The following is a 16,664-nucleotide window of genomic DNA, read 5'->3' on the forward strand; positions in this document are numbered from 1 at the left end:
ATTCTGAATCGGGTACGCCCGGGGTCTTGTCCCGGGCGGCGCAGCGAATACCGTGGGACACACGTTTCACATGTCGATGAGGGAGCGGAGGCCGTCATGCCGGTGCGGTCGGTCACGCCGGAGTCATCGAAGGAGCCGGCCCCGTGAATCGCCGTGGCAATGGACTGTCAGCGAACACCTACGCCCCTCTGGTCGACCTCGCGCCCCATCTCGCCGACGCGCTGCTGACGGCGCTCGGCGAGGCCGGGGTGGCGGCCTACGCGACCTCGCCCACCGAGCTGGGCGAACCGGCCGACCCACCGGTGCCGGAGCGGCCCGAGCCGCCCGGCGGCATCGCCGGTGACGTCCTCGACCGGCTGTACGTCGACGTCGACATGAAGCCCACGGCGGAGGGCATCCTGCGCGCCCATCTCGCCCGGCTGCGCGACGCGTCCGCCCGCGGCTCCGAGTCCGACCGCTCCGACGCCGACGTCGCCGAGGCGCACGGCGAGGTGCACGGGGAGGCGCACGGCGGGGAGATGCACGCCGCCGAGTCCCGCGGGACCGCAGAGGCGGAGGCGCCCACCAAGCCCGTCAAGGACGCCAAACCCGTCAAGGACGGTGACGGCGGCGCCGCCGAACGCGACGAGGACGCGATCTGGGCCGAGATCGTCGCGGGGTTCGACTCCACGCCCGACGGCGACGAGACCCCCTGGCCGGACGAGGAGAACGTCTCCGAGCCCGCCGACCCGCCGGAGGAGGGGGACGACCGCACCGGCCGACTCCCCCGCGCCCGCGTCATCAAGCCCGCCGACACCGCCGAGTTCCCGCCGGATCCCGACGACGAGGGCCACTACGTCCCGCCCCCTCCCCCGCCGCTGCCCAGCGCCGACCCGCTCACCAAGGGCGCCTGGATCGCGCTCGTCGGCGGGCCGATCTACCTGCTGATCACCGTCGTGCTCGACTGGGAGGTGCCCGGCTGGGCGGCCTTCCTCGCCGTCGCCGCCTTCATCGGCGGCTTCGTCACCCTCGTCCTGCGCATGGGCGACGAGCCGCGCGACCCCGACGACGGAGCCGTCGTCTAGATCTTCGTCGCGGGCACGTCCAGGACGGCGAGCAGCGGACGGTGGTCGGTGGCCTTCGGGTAGTCGGCGGTGAGGGCGTCGTCCCCGGTCGGCACCCCGCACGCGGTGACGCCCACCGCAGGGTCGGCGAAGACGGCGTCGATGCGCCTGCGCGGGTCGCGGGCCGAGAAGGTCGACGCGTCGCCGCTCGGCGCGACCGCGTACGCGTCCCGGAAACGGCCGGTGAGCACGTCCCAGGACGCGCCGCCGGGTTCCTCGTTGATGTCGCCCGCGAGGACGACCGGCGCCCGGTGCCGGTCGCGGACCCGGTCGAGGTGGTCGAGGATCTCCCGGACGTGCCGGAGCCGTGGCCCGTCCCGCAGGTCCAGATGGGTGGACGCCGCGACGAGGCGGGCCCCGCCGACCTCCAGCACCGCGCTCGCCACGGCGCGGCGGTGCAGCTCGGGCTCGGGGGTGAGCAGCTGGAACGCCCGCGCCAGCCGGCGCACGCGCGGCGCGGTGAGGACGGCGAGCCCGCAGGCCCGCCGTCCCGCCGCGATGTCCAGCCCGCACGCGCGGGCGAGGCGGCGGCGTTGCAGCCGCCATGTCCAGAACCGCGGAACCTCCTGCAGGCACGCGACGTCCGGGTCGAGGGCGCGGACCACCCGGGCCACGGCGGCGGGGTCGTCGCGCAGCGACCGGATGTTGTAGCTCAGCACGCGGACGGACGGCACGGCTAGACGACGACGTCCTGGAGGGGGCGGACGCGGGCCAGGTCGGCCGCGCCGACGATCCCGGCCGCCGAGCCCAGTTCGGCGATGCGGATGTCGGGCAGCGGGCGGTGGCCGCGGCCCGTCAGGGCGTCCTCGAACGCGGCGCGGATCGGGTCGAGGAGCAGGTCGCCCGCGTCGGAGAGGCCGCCGCCGATGATGAACGCGCCCGGGTCGAGGATCGCGCTGAGGTCGGCGAGCCCCTGGCCCGCCCAGTGCGCGATGGTCCGGAAGCATTCCAGGGCCGCCTTGTCGCCCTCGCGGGCCGCCTGCGACACCTCGGGGCCGCTGATGCCCTCCGGGCGCCCGTCGCCGAGCTCCAGGAGCCGTCCGGCCATCGCGGGCGCCACACGGGCCAGGTCGCGGGCCTCGTGGACCAGGGCGTTGCCGCTGGCGTACTGCTCCCAACAACCGCGGTTGCCGCAGCCGCAGCGGCGGCCGTCCGGGACGACCCGGAAGTGGCCCATCTCGGCGCCGATGCCGAACCGGCCCCGGTACAGCTCGCCGTTGATGATGATGCCGCCGCCGATGCCGGTGCCGAGGGCGACCAGCACGAGGAAGTTCTCGCCGCGTCCCGCGCCGAACCTCGCCTCGCCCCAGGCCGTGGCGTTGCCGTCGTTCTCCACGACGACCGGCAGTCCGACCAGGCTCTCGACCTTCTCCTTGATCGGCTCTTCGCGCCACGCCAGGTTGGGGGCGAACAGCACGTTGGAGCGGTCCTCGTCGACGAACCCGGCGGTGCCGAGGCCGACCGCCGACACCTCTTCGAACTTGCCCTTCAGCAGGTCGACGACCTCGGCGATGGTCTCGGCGGTCTCCTTGGGGTTGGTCGAGGGAGTGGGCCGACGGACCTTCTCCAGAATGGTCCCCCGGTCGTCGACGACCCCGGCGGCGACCTTGGTGCCGCCCACATCCACGCCGATGGTCAGGGCCATGTACGCTTCCTCCTCTTCGCGCGGCCGGCTGGGGCCCGGTGCCGCACTACCCGATGTCAGTGGGGTCGCCGCCGGTGGCGGCGGACCACGGCTCGCCCTTCTCGCGGCGGTCCGACCGCTCGGACCTACCCGCCGACGGGCGTGCCGACGCCTCCGGGGGACGGTCCCGTCCCGTCCGGCCGGTCGCGGTCCGGTCGAACGCGGCGACGACGTCCAGCGCGGCGGCGAGCAGCGAGCGCCCGGCGTCGTGCAGGTGCCGGCCGAGGTCGCCGCCCGTCTCCCGCCTGATCGCCTTCGCCCGGCAGATGGGGCAGCCACGGCACACGGGCGCGCCCTCCGGTCCGGAGGTGCTCGCCGTGCCGGAGGCGCTCGCCGCGTCGGGGGTGCTCGCCGTGTCGGAGGCGCCCGTCGCGTCGGTCGGCTGTTCCGCCGTCACGCGGCTCCACACGTCGCCGTCGCCCGCGGCGCCCTCCCGGTCGGTGTGCCGGTCGGTGCGGCGGTCCCGGCCGCCGCCCGTGACCTCGCCGACACGCCTGATCAGCGTGTCGACGAGCTTGGCCGCCTCGTCCAGGACGTCTCCCGGCTGGTCGCTCATGACTCCATCTTCCATCCGTCGTCGGCGTGAACGGTATCGCTCCCGTGGGGGTGGTCAGCTCTCCACATGGCGCTTGAGACCTTTGAGCGCGGAGCCGACGATCCGCTTCTCGGCCTGTCGCTTCACCAGGCCGGGCAGCGGGATCCGGACGTCCACGGCGAGTTCGTAGACCACCTCGGTGGAGGAGCCCCGGACGTCCAGGGTGTAGGAGCCGTGCAGCCCGGTGACGACGGAGCCCGCCTCGACCAGCTCCCACGTCACCCGGTCGTCGTCCTCCCAGGTGTAGGCGAGGCCCACGGTGTCGCTGACCGGGCCGCCGTCGAACGTCACCTTGGCCCGGGACGCCCGGCCGTCCGCGCCGGTCTCCTGGACGGTGCAGCCGCGGATGCCGTTCGCCCACTCCGGATACGCCTCCAGGTCGGCGATCACCGCCATGATCTCGGCCTTTCCGGCCTCGACCGTGATGGAGGAACGCGTACGGTCCGCCATCTGCGCCTCCCTCCGGCTCGTGAGGGCCCCGCTCGGGCCCGGTCCTAGAGAAGTATCTTTCACACCGTCAGCACGTACGGCACGCCGCGGGCACGGAAATGACCCACGTTCACGCATTCGGTGCGGCCGATGCGGGTGCGGCCCGCGAGCGGCTGGTGGACGTGCCCGAACAGCACGTACATCGGTTGCGTCCGGTGGATCGCGTCGAGGATCGCCTCGCTGCCCCGCTCGAACCGGCGCGCCACCGTGTCGTACAGCAGTTCCGGGACGGCGGGCGGGATGTGGGAGCACAGCACGTCCACCTCGCCGAGCGCGGCGACCTTGGCGGCGTACACGTCATCGTCCACCTCGTAGGGGGTGCGGTACTCGGTGCGCAGGCCGCCGCCGACGAACCCGAACCGCAGGCCGCCGATCTCGGTGGTCTCGCCGTCCAGGACATGGTGCCCCTCGCGCAGATGCGGGCCCCACATGCGCGGGACGTCGACGTTCCCGTACGTGAGGTAGGCGGGCGTCGGCATGGCCGCGAACAGTTCGGCGTACTGCCGGTCGACGGCGCGTTCGATGTGCGGCCACGCCTCACCGTCGAGGGACGACCACAGGCCACGGGAGAACTCGCGCGCCTCGTCGAAGCGCCGGGCGGTGCGCAGCGCGATGAGGCGTTCGGCGTTGTCCCGGCCGAAGAACTCGGGGAAGATCCCCCGCTCGTGGTCGTCGTAGTCGACGAAAAGGATCAGGTCGCCGAGGCAGACGAGCGCGTCCGCGCCGTCCGCCGCGCCCGGCAGCGCGTCCGCCCGGCCATGGACGTCGCTCACCACATGGATCCTCATGAACCGACTCTAATGGGGCGCATCGCCCGCGAGAACGAACGGGGCCCATGGGTGCGACGAGCGGCTCAGGGGACGGGACGGGCGTGTTCAGCCCGCGGCGGCCGACACCAGGGAACGCCACTCCCGCACCAGCGTCGGGTCGACCGGCGCGTCCCAGGCGCCGTCCGGTCGGACGGCGGTGCCCACATGGAACGCGGTGATCCCCGCCGCGGCGAGCACCGCGACGTGCTTGCGCCGCAGCCCACCCCCGGCCATGATCATCTTCGCGGCCTCGGGGCTCTCGGCGGCACGCCGGACGAGCACGTCCACCCCGGCGTCCACGCCCCGCGCCGACCCGGCGGTGAGCACGGTGTCGAGCCCGCCGCCCAGCCCACGGACGACCTCCCACGCGTGGCCGGGGTCGTCGGAGTTGTCGAGCGCGCGGTGGAACGTCCAGGGCAGCGGGGCCGCGTCGGCGGCGAGCTTCCCGGTGGCGCCGGTGTCGACATGGCCGGAGGCGTCGAGGAACCCGAAGACGAACCCGTCCGCGCCCGCGTCGGCGAGGTCGGCGGCGGCGCCGCGCAGCCGGTCGAGTTCCCCGCCGGACGTCCCGAACCCGGCGTTGGCCCGCAGCATCACCCGGATCGGCAGGGTCGTCGCCTTCCGCACGGCCGCGACGACGTCGGGATCGGGGGTGAGACCGTCGGCGGCCATGTCGGCGACGACCTCGAGCCGGTCGGCGCCGCCGTCCTGCGCCGCCCGCGCGTCATCGGCGGTCAGCGCGATCACTTCGAGCAGCGACATGGTGATCTCCCCCTGGGGACCGCGTTCCGATGCGACCGGCTCAAGAGTAGGCGACCGGGGGGCGCCCACGGCTCGCGGCGTGCGGTCTTTGCCGTGCCGTTAACCCGCCGGACAGACCGGTCGCGAAGCCCGTGCGACATGCCCGGCCTACAAGGCATTTCCCCTACTCACGGGTATCATGCGTGATCGGAGAAGCCACCATCGGACTTCCCCGCCGACCTCGACGGATCGACCACAGGAGCAGGCCGTGCGTGAGTTCAGCGTCCCCGCGATGGTGGAGGTCTCCGACTCCGCCACCCTGACCGACACTCCGTTCACCCGGGCCGCCGAGGAGCCCGGCACGATCGTGACACGGCGCAAGAGCGGCCCCGCCGACGCGCCCACCTGGAGCGCCGTGACCGCGGCCGAGTTCGCCGCCGAGATCGCCCGGGTCGCCAAGGGCCTCGTCGCCGCCGGGATCGAGCCCGGCGACCGGGTCGCGCTGCTGTCCCAGACCCGCTACGAGTGGACGATCCTCGACTACGCGATCTGGACGGCGGGCGCGATCTCCGTCCCGATCTACGAGACGTCCTCCGCCGAGCAGATCGAGTGGATCATGAGCGACTCCGGCGCGAAGGCCGTGTTCGCCGAGACGGACGCTCATGTCGCGGCCATCGAGGGGCTCCGCGACCGGCTCCCGGGCCTCGACCAGGTGTGGGGCATCGACGCCACCGGGGTGGACGGCGTGGACAAGGTCGTCGAGCTCGGCGCCGACGTCGACGACGACGTGATCGAGAAGCGGCGCCGCTCCCGGAACGCCGCGGACGTCGCCACGCTCATCTACACCTCCGGCACCACCGGACGCCCCAAGGGCTGCGAGATCACCCATGGGAACCTGGTGGCGACCGCCCGCAACGGGGTCCAGGGCGCGATCTCCGAGGTCGCCACCGACGGCAGCTCGACGCTGCTGTTCCTGCCGCTGGCGCACGTGTTCGCCCGGTTCGTCCAGGTCGCCGCCATCGAGGGCGGCCTCGTCCTCGGGCACAGCAACGTCCCGAACCTGCTGCCCGACCTCGCCACCTTCCGGCCGACGTTCCTGCTCGCCGTCCCCCGCGTCTTCGAGAAGGTCTACAACGGTGCCGAGCAGAAGGCCACCGCCGCGGGCAAGGGCAAGGTCTTCAAGGCGGCGGCGGAGACCGCCGTCGCCTACAGCCGCGCCCTGGACACCGGCGGGCCCGGCCTGGCGGTGAAGCTGAAGCACAAGCTGTTCGACGTGCTCGTGTACAAGAAGCTGCGCGCCGCGACCGGCGGGCAGATCGCGTACGCGATCTCCGGCGGCGCCGCGCTCGGTGAGCGGCTCGGCCACTTCTTCCGTGGCGTCGGCATCACGATCCTGGAGGGTTACGGCCTCACCGAGACGACCGCGCCCGCCAGTGTCAACCGTCCCACCGAAATCAAGATCGGCACCGTGGGCCGACCCCTTCCGGGCGTGGACGTCCGCATCGCCGAAGACGGAGAGATCCTCGTCCGCGGCGTCAACGTCATGCGCGGCTACTGGAACAACGAGGCCTCCAGCAAGGAGGTCCTGGAGGACGGCTGGTTCCACACCGGCGACCTCGGCTCCCTCGACGACGAGGGTTTCCTGCGCATCACCGGACGGAAGAAAGAAATCCTCGTCACCGCGGCGGGGAAGAACGTCGCGCCCGCCCCGCTGGAGGACAGGCTCCGCGCCCACCCGCTGATCAGCCAGTGCCTGGTCGTCGGCGACGGCCGCAAGTTCATCTCCGCGCTCGTCACGCTGGACGAGGAGGCGCTCGGCCCGTGGAAGGAACAGCACGACAAGCCGGCGGAGATGACGCTGGACGAGGTACGCCGCGACCCCGACCTTGTCGCCGAGATCGACGCCGCGGTCGAGGAGGCCAACACGTCCGTCAGCCGCGCCGAGGCGATCAAGAAGCATGTCATCCTCGGGGTCGACTTCACCGAGGAGACCGGTCATCTGACGCCCAGCCTCAAGGTCAAGCGCAACGTCGTCCTGACGGACTTCGCCGCCGAGATCGACGCCATCTACACCTGACCCTCTCCGCTCCGCCTAACGGCCGCCGCCGAGGGCCGGACGCAACGCCGCGACGGCGTCTTCGACGCGGGTCGGGCCGTTGAGCAGGTCGAGCGTGCGGTGGCGGACGTCGGACGCGTCGAGCAACGCCACGATGACCGCCGCCACATCGTCACGGGTCACCACGTCGTGCCCGATGGGCGGGTCGGCGAGGGTCACCAGGCCGGTGGGCGGGTCGTCGGTGAGACGGCCCGGCCGCAGGATCAGCCAGTGGAGGTCGTCGCGGCGGCGCAGGTCGTCCTCCGCCTCGCCCTTGGCCCTGAGGTAGGCCGCCCAGACCTCGCCGCGGCCCGGCGCGGGAGTCTCGCCCGCGCCCATCGCGGAGATCTGGACGAAGTCGCGCACGCCCGCGCGCTCCGCCGCGTCCGCCGTCAGCACCGAGGCGGCGCGGTCGACGGTGTCCTTGCGCGCGGCGCCGCTGCCCGCCCCGGCTCCGGCCGCGAACACGACGGCGTCGGCCCCGGTCAGATGCCCGGCGACCTCGCCGACGCCCGCGGACTCCAGGTCGCACACGACCGGGTCGGCGCCCGCGGCCCGCACGTCCGCGGCGTGGTCGGGGTTGCGGATGAGGCCGCGCACGGTGTCACCCCGCGCGGCCAGCGACCGCGCCAGCCGCAACGCGATCTTCCCGTGCCCGCCCGCGATCACGATGTCCATACCGTGATCGTAGAGGCGGGACGTCCGGGGACGGGCGGACGCGGCCGGTGAGGCGCGCCGTCGACAGGCCGTGGCGGGCACGTCGTCTCCTCACCGGCCGCGCGTTCGGGGTCACCCTGGGCGGTCCGGTCCTCCCGGACACGGTGTCCGGTTAGAAGCGTGTTCGATCAGAAGCGTGTTCGATCAGGAGCGTGTCCGATCAGAAGCGGCATCCGATCAGAAACGGCGTCCGATCAGCGGCGGCGACCGGAGTTGATGGCGGTGACCGCCTGCCGCATCAGCCGGTCGCTCATCACGTTGATGAAGTCGCCGTGGTCGGTCACCGGGTCGTGCCCCTGCTCCGGGAACGAGTCGAGCGCGAACGCCAGCGCCCTGGCGGGCACGTCGTAGACCAGCGTCATCCGCAGCTGCGGCACGGCCCGGGTACCGCTCGGACACCGGCCGGTCCGCTCGTCGGGGAACCGGATGTGGTCGCGGTGGTTGGCGCTGTCGGTGTTGCGGCCGTCCCAGCAGCTCGGGAAGTTCAGCACGCGGACCACGTCGCTGCCGCGCGGGCAAAGCGGGTACTTGTCGGTGAACGCCCGGTTCTCGAAGCCGGTGCACGTCCACTGCGCGTTGGCGTTGGCCCCGCCGTTCGTCGCCGACTTGGCGTCGCCGGTCGCCATCCGGATGAACCGCGGCATCGCGGTCACCCTGCCGTTCGGGTTGCCGAGGAACTGCAGGCGCACCCGGGAGGGTTCGACGATGCTGCCGACGTTGCCGTCCCGGCGGCTCTGCTCGGCGCGGTCGGAACCGTCCTGGCCGGAACGCAGCCGCAGCACCGGCCAGAAATAGGTGGACTTGTCGCCGTTCGTGCAGGTGGTTCCGGCGGCGGCGAGGGTCTCGTCGGTGGAGAACGCATCGGTGTCGAGGTTGCCGACGTAGTCGTGGATGTGGTGCGCGCCGTTCACGACGCCCGGCGCCGCGACGACGTTGTCGGGGTTGCTGTGCGCCTGGCCTCCGTTCGTCCCGCAGTTGACCGAGAAGACACCGCGTGAGCCGCGGCGGCTCTGCCGGGGCTGTTGCACGCGCGGGGCGCTGCGGATGCTGACGAACTGGTCGCGTCTCGGGCCCTGCGCCACCCCGTCACCGTTCTGGCCCCCGTTCTGCCCCCCGTTCTGACCGCCGGGAGGGCGCGGGTCGGCGGTTCCGTTCCCGCGCCTGCGGTCGCCGTCACCGGGCACATCGCCCTCACCTGTCGGTTCGGCGGTCGGATCGCCGGTCGGCGCCCCCGTCGGATCGCCGCCCGGGTCGCCGCCCGGCTCCCCGGTCGGGTCACGGGTCGGGTCCGCGGTCGGGTCGGCGGTCGGGTCGGCGGTCGGGTCGGCCGCGAGCTGCTGGGCGCCGCCGACGTCCGCGGCCGCGACACCGGTCGCGGCCTGGCAGACCGAGGAGGCGAGGGCGAGCGCCGGAATCATCACGGCGAAGGCTTTCTTCTTTCGTCCCATGAAAAGGTACTCCCTAGTACGGGGGATATTGCGGGGGAACGCATGTCACCGGAGGGCGCGCCTGGGCACCAGGCCGGTGCTCTCCAACAGCGACATGTGCGTGTTGACGAATTTCATCGATCGTTCGGCGAACGCACGGATCTCGGTGTTCTCGGTCTGCGCGCGCACCTTGGCGATGACGGCGAAGACACTTCCGTGCGCGGCGCGCAGCCGCAGGACGAACGTCTTGTCGTACTCGGTCCCGTATTTGCCCGACATCTCTCTCAGCCAGCTTTTCTGGCTGCCGTTGGGCTCGGTGGGAAGGAGCACGCCGAGTCGCTGCGCCGTGGCGCGGGCGTCGGCGTCCAGCTGCACATGCTGCCGCATGATGATCTCGCCGACCTCACGGACCCGTGGCTTGGCGGCCCGCTGCTGCGCCTGCTGACCCGCGGGAATCTCCCACAGCCCGGCCTGCCGGACCGCGACGAGCAGTTTCCTGTCCGCGGCGCTCAACCGTCCCCAGCGGGTGTTGACGGTGCCGCCGAGGTTCGCCGCCCCGCCGGCCGGAACGCCGACCGGATTCATGACGACCGCGAACGCGGCCCCCACCGCGGCCACGGCCGCCAGAATCAACAGGACGCGACCCGAACCGAGGCGCCGACGTCGGCGCGGTTCGGCATATCCGTAGGATTTCCTCAAGGAACTTCTTCCTCCTTTCGAGGATCTCTCGACGGACCCGGCACGGGTTCGGTGGGAGATACGCACCGGGCCGGCTCCGGGGTTCAACGACGTAGGTTCTTTTTCCGATTCTTTTGTGCCGGAAATTGTCAGGAACGGCGTGCGGGGGCGCCGGGGACGCCGCCGACGACGCGCAGCGCGAGCGCCGGGCACATCGCGACCGCCTTCTGCACGTCCTTCTCCATCCAGGACGGGATGTCGGTGCCGAGCACGACCGGGAACCCGTGGCGGTCGAGTTGGATCAGCTCGGGGACGAGGTAGGCGCACAGGCCGTGCCCGTCGCAGCGGCTCCAGTCGATCGCGACCCGCCCCTCCGAGCCGTCCGGCACCGGCAACGGCAGCACCCCGTAGGTCGCGAGGCCGCAGCCGCCGCCCCACCGGTGCGCGTCGATGTCCGCGCCGAACGCCTCCATCGCCGACACGACGAACTTGGCGGTCCCGTCCGGGTGGGTGCAGGCGCCACGGCCACGGCCGACGGACGCGGCGCGGCGGACGTCCTCGACCGTCCCGGCCCCCTCGGTGAGCGCGTTCAGGGACCGGACGACGTCGGGCAGCCCGAGCCGGCACGGCCCGCACTGCCCGGCGGACTGCGCGGCCAGGTACGCGGCGATCCTGGCGACCTCGCCGAGCGGGCAGGTGCCCTGGGTGAGCGGCAGGATGATCCCGGCGCCGACCGTCCCGCCGACCCGGCGCATCCCGGCGCGTGACAGCACGGCCCTGGACACCGCCGCCGGGTCGAGCCACATCCCGTGGTAGCCGCCGACGAGCACGCCCGGGGACGGCGGCACCTGGCACCGGTCGAGGACGGCCTGGAGCGGCGTGCCGAGCGGCGCCTCCACGACCTGGGTGCCGCCGACGGTGAGCAGCGTGGTGCCCGGCTCGTCCGGCGTGCCGGCCGAGGCGTACAGGTCGGGGCCGAGGGAGACGAGCACGGCGAGCTGCGCGAACGTCTCGGTGTTGGACAGCAGCGTCGGGTAGCCGTCCACGCCGGACTCGGCCGCGCGTACCTTGACGCCCGGCGGGATCGGCGTCTCCCCGTTGATCGCGCGGATGACCGCGCCGCTCTCGCCGGAGATGAACCGCTCCGTCAGCCGGACGATCCGCGCGGGCATCCGCCGCTCGCCGATCGCGGCGCGGACCGACCGGGCCGCCTCGTCGTCCTCGACGGCGACGACGACCCGCTGGGTGCCGAGCGCGGACGCGGCGAGCTGCGCGCCGTCGAGGACCAGGTGCGGCGCCCGGGTCAGCAGCACCTTGTCCTTGGCGCTGCCGGGTTCGCCCTCGGCGCCGTTCACCACCACGACGACGTCCTCGCAGGAGCCGCGGCCGTCGCGCCGCTCGCCGGGCAGCGGCGCCGGGTCCGCGGTCGGGTACCGCACCCGCGCCGCCACCGCCGTGAGCTTGCGGGCGAACGGGAAGCCCGCGCCGCCACGCCCCCGAAGGTCGACCTGTTCACATGCCCGGACCAGGTCTTCCAGCGTCGGCGCGCGGAGCTTTCCGTGGACGGCGAGGTGCCGGTCGAGGTCCAGCCGGTCGAACCGGTCGAACCCCAGCGTCAGCCGGGGACCGTCGATGCCGGAGACGGTGACGGTCGAGGTCATCGCAGGACCTCGGTATCGCGGACGTCGCCGGTACCGCCGCGGGCCGCGGCGGCGGCACGGGCCTCCTCGTGCTCCCAGGCCGCCATGGCGCGCCGGTCGCGGCGCCGTCCGGCGCCGTCCGGCCGGGAGAACGCGTCGGTCTCGTCGCCGAGCCGGGACAGCTCCCGCGGTTTGATCACGACGATGATCCGGGTGATCAGCGCGAGCACGACGAACACCACGCTCAGCACGTAGGACAGCACCACCCACGGCGCGGCGGACCTCCCGGCGACCAGCCCGTGCACGATCGCCGTCGGCCAGGAGACATAGGCGAGGACGTGCATCGACCGCCACACCCACGCGTTGCCGCGGAACGCGAACCGGGCCCGCAGCACCCCGGTGACCACGATGATGATCATCAGGTCGGCGGCGACGGTGCCGAGCCCGACCGGTCCGACGGACGGGACGACGATCTGGGTGGGCAGCGCCAGCCCCGCCATCACCTTCACCGAGACGTGCGCGACGAGCATCGCGGTCGCCACGACGGCGGCGGCGCGGTGCAGGGCCTGCGCGAGCACCCGGTGCCGGATGTGCAGGATCAGCCGTTCGGTCGCGAGCAGCCCGCTCATCACCGCGGTGGTGTAGGCGAGCAGCGCGAAGACCCCGGCGTAGAAGTTGAGGAAGTACTGCACGTTCGCGACCGCGACGGCGCCCTGCGGGGTCGCCGCGCCGACGAGGACGAGCACCGCGCCGACGAGCACCACGCGCAGCACCCAGCCGGGCACAGCGGGATCATCACTGTTGCGAATTCTCACCGATCGGACTCCTCTTCTGGAGTTGCGGCCGTCGCCGGAGCGGCGACCGGTCCCGCGCCGTCCTCCGGTGGGACGTCGGAGGGCGGCGGGGACGGCGGGGAGGACGGAGTGGCCGGGGAGGTCGGGGACTCGTCCGCCGGGGGGACCGGGCCGAGGTTGGCCAGCAGCCCCCCGGGGAGCACCTGGAGGACGCCGCGTTCGGCGAACCCGCGCGGTGGCTCGGCGTCCTCGCGGAACGTCCAGCCGCCGATCCGCGCGCCGTCGAGCGGGACCGTTCCGCCGCCGCGCCGGACCCCGAACGCGACCTCGGCGCGGGGCGCGGCGGCACCGCCGCACGGCCGGACGGTGCCGGTGCGGCCGAGCGGGTCGCCCTGTTCGACGACGGCACCGTCGCGCGGCTCCGCCGGCACGTCCCCGACATGGTGGTAGGTGGTCGCGACACCGCTCGGATGGATCACCATGAGCATCGCGTGACCCGCCGGGTCGGCGCAGAAGCGGTAGAGGTGGCCCTCGCCGGACGCGAGGACGCGCCCGTCGCCGCCCGAGAACGCCAGCGACGCCAGCGGGCGCGGGGGCCGCGACCCGTCCGAGGTCGTCATCGACCACGCCTCACCGACCTTCCACGGCAGCATCAACCCGGCTCCGCCGCGCGCCCCCGTGACGAGCGCGGCGGCCTGCGCGGCCGTGACCGTCGCGTACCGGCGCAGGGCCCTGGCCTCCGCGACCGGCATGACGTCGGTGGAGACGGCGCCGAGCAGGTCGTCGAACAGGCGTCCGCCGGACAGCGCGACCTGCCATTCCCGGCCGGTCCAGCGCGCCGCGTAGAACGCGACCTCGGGGTTCGCGGCGCTCGCGGCGGGGACGGGGATCGCGGTGGTGCCGAACACCCAGGTCTTGTCCGCGCTGGTCCGGGTGGTGCCCACGATCGGCGCCGCGTTCGAGGCGGCGCCGTAGGCACGGCGGGCGGCGACACCGCGCTGCTCCAGCGTCAGTTTCCGGACGCGCGTGGTCAGGAGCCGCAGGTCCGGGCCGCTGCGCGGGCCCGGCGCGCCGCTCTGGCCGGGCCGGGGATCCCGCCGGGCGGGATCGTCGGAGCCGCCGCCGGACCTCGGCGGCGTGAGCGCGCGCTCGGAGCCGATGGGGCTCGACGGCCCGCCGATGGGCCCGCCTTCCAGCAACGCCCGTTCGGCGATGCCGAGCAGGGAGAGGCCGACGGCGGTGGACAGCACGATCGCGCCGATGCCGAGCCGGTCGCTCGGGCCCCGGCCGCGCCGCGGTCTCGCCTTCGGGCCCGGCCTCGGCGGGACGCCGCGCCGTGCCCGACGCTCCGGGCGTCGCCGGGGACGTGGCCGTTCGGCGCCCCGGGCCCAGGTCCCGCGTGCCGGGGTCTCGCGCGGCGCGGTCTCGCGCGGCGCGGCCCCGCGCGGCCGGGTCTCGCGGGAACGGTCCCGGCGAGGTGCGGGTCCGCCCATCCGCGCGTCGTTCCGCTCGGGCATGGCGCCGAGCCGTTCGGTCCGGGCGTCGAACCGGTCGGCACGTTCCCGTGGGGGTCGGCCACGCGGGTCAGGCGGCGGTGTCCGGGGCTCGGGGGGCCGGTTACGCGCGCCGAACCGGTCCGTGCGCGCGTCTTCCCGCCCGTCGGCCCACCCGTCGTCCCGCCCGTCGTCGCGCCGCGAACCGTCGTCCCGCCCTGGACGGGGTCGCGGCCGCTCCGCACTTCCGCGGGACCGTTCCGCCTCGGCCTTCTCGCGCCGTTTCGTCGCGCGCCGGCTCGGTCCGCGGCGGGACGACCGTCGTCCGCGCTCGGACCAGTCCGGCTGTTGTGACCACCAGGACCCCTCGGGCCACTGCGGCTCCTCGGACCTGGGCCCCTGCCGGGGCTCGGGTCTCGACGAGGGGCGCGCGGGCGGCTCTGCCCACCATTCGGCATGCGTATCGTTCCGGGACGCATGCCCCATATCGCGTCGCGCCATGCCCTCTCCTGTGGAGGAGACGGAGGGCTCGGCGAACGCCGGTGGCTCCGTGCCGTCAGGCTGCTCGCCCGGCGGCGGTCCCGCTGAGACATCGGGAACCGCGGTACGGGAGCCCGCTCGCTCCAACCGCGTTCCCCGAACGGATTCCGGTGCGAATCCGCTCGATCACTCCCGGGAGCATACGCCCCGTGGGTCACTCAGACGCGCGTTGGTGCCGAAAAAACGTGCCATCCCGATCTCGCGGTCGATCCGTTCTCCCCTGCAATACGCGCGAACTCCGTGACATGTTCAACGCGTCTGCGCGGGAGGCGTTCAGCGCAGTCCCCGCAGGAAACGGGCGGCCAACGGCACCGCGACCTTCGGGCCCGAGCCGCCCGCCTCGACGAAGACCGAGAACGCGATGTCGTCGCGGTAGCCGATGAACCAGGCGTGCGACCGCCCGTCGCCCAACTCGGCCGTGCCGGTTTTGCCCGCCGTGCCGTCCGGGAGCCCGGCCCCGGCGGCGGTGCCGCCGGTGACGACCGCCGTCATCATCGTGCGCAGCGCCGCCGCCCCCAGTATCGCGCGAGGCTCCGGTGTCACTCCCCCGCCCTCGCGGATCAGCTTCGGCGACACCAGCCGGGGCGACCGCCAGGACCCGTCCGCCACGGCCGCCGCCACCGACGCCATCAGTAGCGGGCTCGCCTCGACCTGCCCCTGCCCGATCGCCGACTCCGCCAGTTCGGCGCCGTTGTGCGGCTCGGGGTAACTCCCCTCCACGGCGTTCACGCCCGGGGTGATCGGCATGCCGAAGCCGAAGCGGCGTGCGCTCGCCACCATCTTGGCCACGCCGAGCCGTTCGACCGCGAGCCGCGCGAACGTCGTGTTGCAGGACGCGGCGAACGCGTCCCGCAGCGTCGTCCGGCCGAGCGCGTGATCCCCGTCGTTGCGGATGGTGCGTTGTGCCGTGACCACCGAGGCCGGGCAGTCGACCCCGGTTCCGGCACCGGACCCGTCCGCGACCAGCGCGCCCGCGGTCACCACCTTGAACGTCGAGCCGGGCGGGTAGCGACCGATGACGGCGCCGAGCCCGCCGAGCCTGTCGGCCATGGCGAGGACCGCACCGCTCTTCGGCCGGAGCGCCACGATCGCGGCCCGCTCCGGGGCGGACTCCAGCGCCTTCTCCGCCGCCTGCTGTATCCGCCGGTCCAGCGTCGTCTCGATCTCCCTGCCCTTCTCGACGCCGAACAGCTTGACCCGCTGCGGCCGCCCGCCGCCGTCACGGAGCTCGACCGCCCAGGCGGTCTGCTCCTCGACCTCCTCGAGCTGGGACGCGATCCCGGCGACATAGGGCGCGAGCGGCCCGTCGTCCGGCAACGGCCGCCCGTCCCGTGCGGTCAGGGACAGGGCCGGGACGTTCACCTGACGCATCGCCCACTGGCCGCCGCCTCTCAGCCCCGGATACAGCGTCGCGGGCGACCACAGGACACGCCACCGCCCCTCGCGTCGCCCGAGCCGCAGTTCCGAGGCGAACGACCAGTCCCCGTGCCCGGCGAGATTGCGAGTCACCTGGAAAGCGACGCGCGCGGCGTCCGTACCGGACCGGACGACGGGGCCCGGCTTCAACTCGATGCTGGTGACCGCTAGACCGTCCGACAGCGCCTTGTGCTGCGCGGCGAAGCTCGCGGGCGGATCGGCGACGAACTCGCGCATTTTCTCCAGGTCCCCATTCCGCCACGCCGCGAAGTATCCGGCCGTTACCCGCTCGGCGGTGTCGGGGTCCCGGTCGGGGCGCAGCATCCAGCCCACCACGAGACCTCCCACCAGCACCACGGCTAACACCCCGGCCAGCGCCACCACGCCTCGATACCGCACCCGTCCACCTCCACGCACCGGCTGACATCGAAGATGATCATCTC

At 73.5% G+C, this 16,664-nt stretch carries 15 protein-coding genes; 2 read left to right on the forward strand and 13 right to left on the reverse strand.

Annotated features, from left to right (window positions below):
* Positions 1–143 precede the first annotated feature (143 nt).
* The gene (locus tag BZB76_RS15350) at positions 144–1,064 is read left to right on the forward strand and encodes a hypothetical protein (protein WP_121435042.1); all 921 of its coding nucleotides are present in this window, start codon (positions 144–146) and stop codon (positions 1,062–1,064) included.
* Here BZB76_RS15350 and BZB76_RS15355 read toward each other — a convergent pair.
* The 6 genes from BZB76_RS15355 to BZB76_RS15380 all read right to left on the reverse strand — a co-directional run bounded on the left by BZB76_RS15355 (position 1,061) and on the right by BZB76_RS15380 (position 5,442).
* A complete protein-coding gene (locus BZB76_RS15355) occupies positions 1,061–1,777 on the reverse strand; it encodes an endonuclease/exonuclease/phosphatase family protein (protein WP_121435043.1) in 717 nt (238 codons plus the stop codon). The two genes, BZB76_RS15350 and BZB76_RS15355, sit on opposite strands and share 4 nt — an antisense overlap.
* A 2-nt stretch (positions 1,778–1,779) precedes the next feature.
* Positions 1,780–2,748, reverse strand: coding sequence for an ROK family glucokinase (locus tag BZB76_RS15360; RefSeq protein WP_121435044.1), 969 nt, complete (start codon positions 2,746–2,748; stop codon positions 1,780–1,782).
* A gap of 46 nt (positions 2,749–2,794) precedes the next feature.
* Entirely contained in the window at positions 2,795–3,343 is a 549-nt protein-coding gene (locus BZB76_RS15365; RefSeq protein WP_121435045.1) for a hypothetical protein, read from the reverse strand.
* Positions 3,344–3,397: 54 nt separating this feature from the next.
* Complete coding sequence (locus BZB76_RS15370; protein ID WP_121435046.1) at positions 3,398–3,832, reverse strand: SRPBCC family protein; 435 nt, start codon at positions 3,830–3,832, stop codon at positions 3,398–3,400.
* Between the two features lie 59 nt (positions 3,833–3,891).
* Positions 3,892–4,659: a metallophosphoesterase family protein gene (locus BZB76_RS15375; RefSeq protein ID WP_121435047.1), complete on the reverse strand. Its 768-nt coding sequence runs from the start codon at positions 4,657–4,659 to the stop codon at positions 3,892–3,894.
* Positions 4,660–4,746: 87 nt separating this feature from the next.
* Entirely contained in the window at positions 4,747–5,442 is a 696-nt protein-coding gene (locus BZB76_RS15380) for a copper homeostasis protein CutC (protein WP_121435048.1), read from the reverse strand.
* A 247-nt stretch (positions 5,443–5,689) separates the two neighbouring features.
* Between BZB76_RS15380 and BZB76_RS15385 the strand changes: the two genes are divergently transcribed.
* Positions 5,690–7,498: an AMP-dependent synthetase/ligase gene (locus tag BZB76_RS15385; RefSeq protein WP_121435049.1), complete on the forward strand. Its 1,809-nt coding sequence runs from the start codon at positions 5,690–5,692 to the stop codon at positions 7,496–7,498.
* Between the two features lie 15 nt (positions 7,499–7,513).
* On the opposite strand, the gene BZB76_RS15390 is transcribed toward BZB76_RS15385, so the two are convergent.
* The 7 genes from BZB76_RS15390 to BZB76_RS15420 form a co-directional block, all read right to left on the reverse strand.
* On the reverse strand, positions 7,514–8,194 hold the full coding sequence (locus tag BZB76_RS15390) for an SDR family oxidoreductase (protein ID WP_121435050.1): 681 nt from the start codon (positions 8,192–8,194) through the stop codon (positions 7,514–7,516).
* A 233-nt stretch (positions 8,195–8,427) separates the two neighbouring features.
* On the reverse strand, positions 8,428–9,681 hold the full coding sequence (locus tag BZB76_RS15395; protein WP_121435051.1) for a DUF1996 domain-containing protein: 1,254 nt from the start codon (positions 9,679–9,681) through the stop codon (positions 8,428–8,430).
* Positions 9,682–9,726: 45 nt separating this feature from the next.
* The gene (locus tag BZB76_RS15400) at positions 9,727–10,359 is read right to left on the reverse strand and encodes a DUF4142 domain-containing protein (RefSeq protein WP_246006963.1); all 633 of its coding nucleotides are present in this window, start codon (positions 10,357–10,359) and stop codon (positions 9,727–9,729) included.
* Between the two features lie 128 nt (positions 10,360–10,487).
* Positions 10,488–11,999, reverse strand: a complete 1,512-nt coding sequence (locus BZB76_RS15405; protein WP_121435052.1) for an NADH-quinone oxidoreductase subunit NuoF family protein — start codon at positions 11,997–11,999, stop codon at positions 10,488–10,490.
* Positions 11,996–12,793: a ferric reductase-like transmembrane domain-containing protein gene (locus tag BZB76_RS15410; protein WP_147449438.1), complete on the reverse strand. Its 798-nt coding sequence runs from the start codon at positions 12,791–12,793 to the stop codon at positions 11,996–11,998. Before BZB76_RS15410 ends, BZB76_RS15405 begins: the two co-directional genes overlap by 4 nt.
* Positions 12,790–14,289 carry a hypothetical protein gene (locus BZB76_RS15415; RefSeq protein WP_121435054.1) on the reverse strand — a complete coding sequence of 500 codons (1,500 nt, stop codon included), beginning with the start codon at positions 14,287–14,289 and terminating at the stop codon, positions 12,790–12,792. Before BZB76_RS15415 ends, BZB76_RS15410 begins: the two co-directional genes overlap by 4 nt.
* A gap of 789 nt (positions 14,290–15,078) precedes the next feature.
* On the reverse strand, positions 15,079–16,620 hold the full coding sequence (locus BZB76_RS15420; protein ID WP_147449439.1) for a penicillin-binding transpeptidase domain-containing protein: 1,542 nt from the start codon (positions 16,618–16,620) through the stop codon (positions 15,079–15,081).
* Between the last annotated feature and the right edge of the window lie 44 nt (positions 16,621–16,664).

It is taken from the genome of Actinomadura pelletieri DSM 43383, assembly GCF_003634705.1.
GTDB lineage: Bacteria > Actinomycetota > Actinomycetes > Streptosporangiales > Streptosporangiaceae > Spirillospora > Spirillospora pelletieri.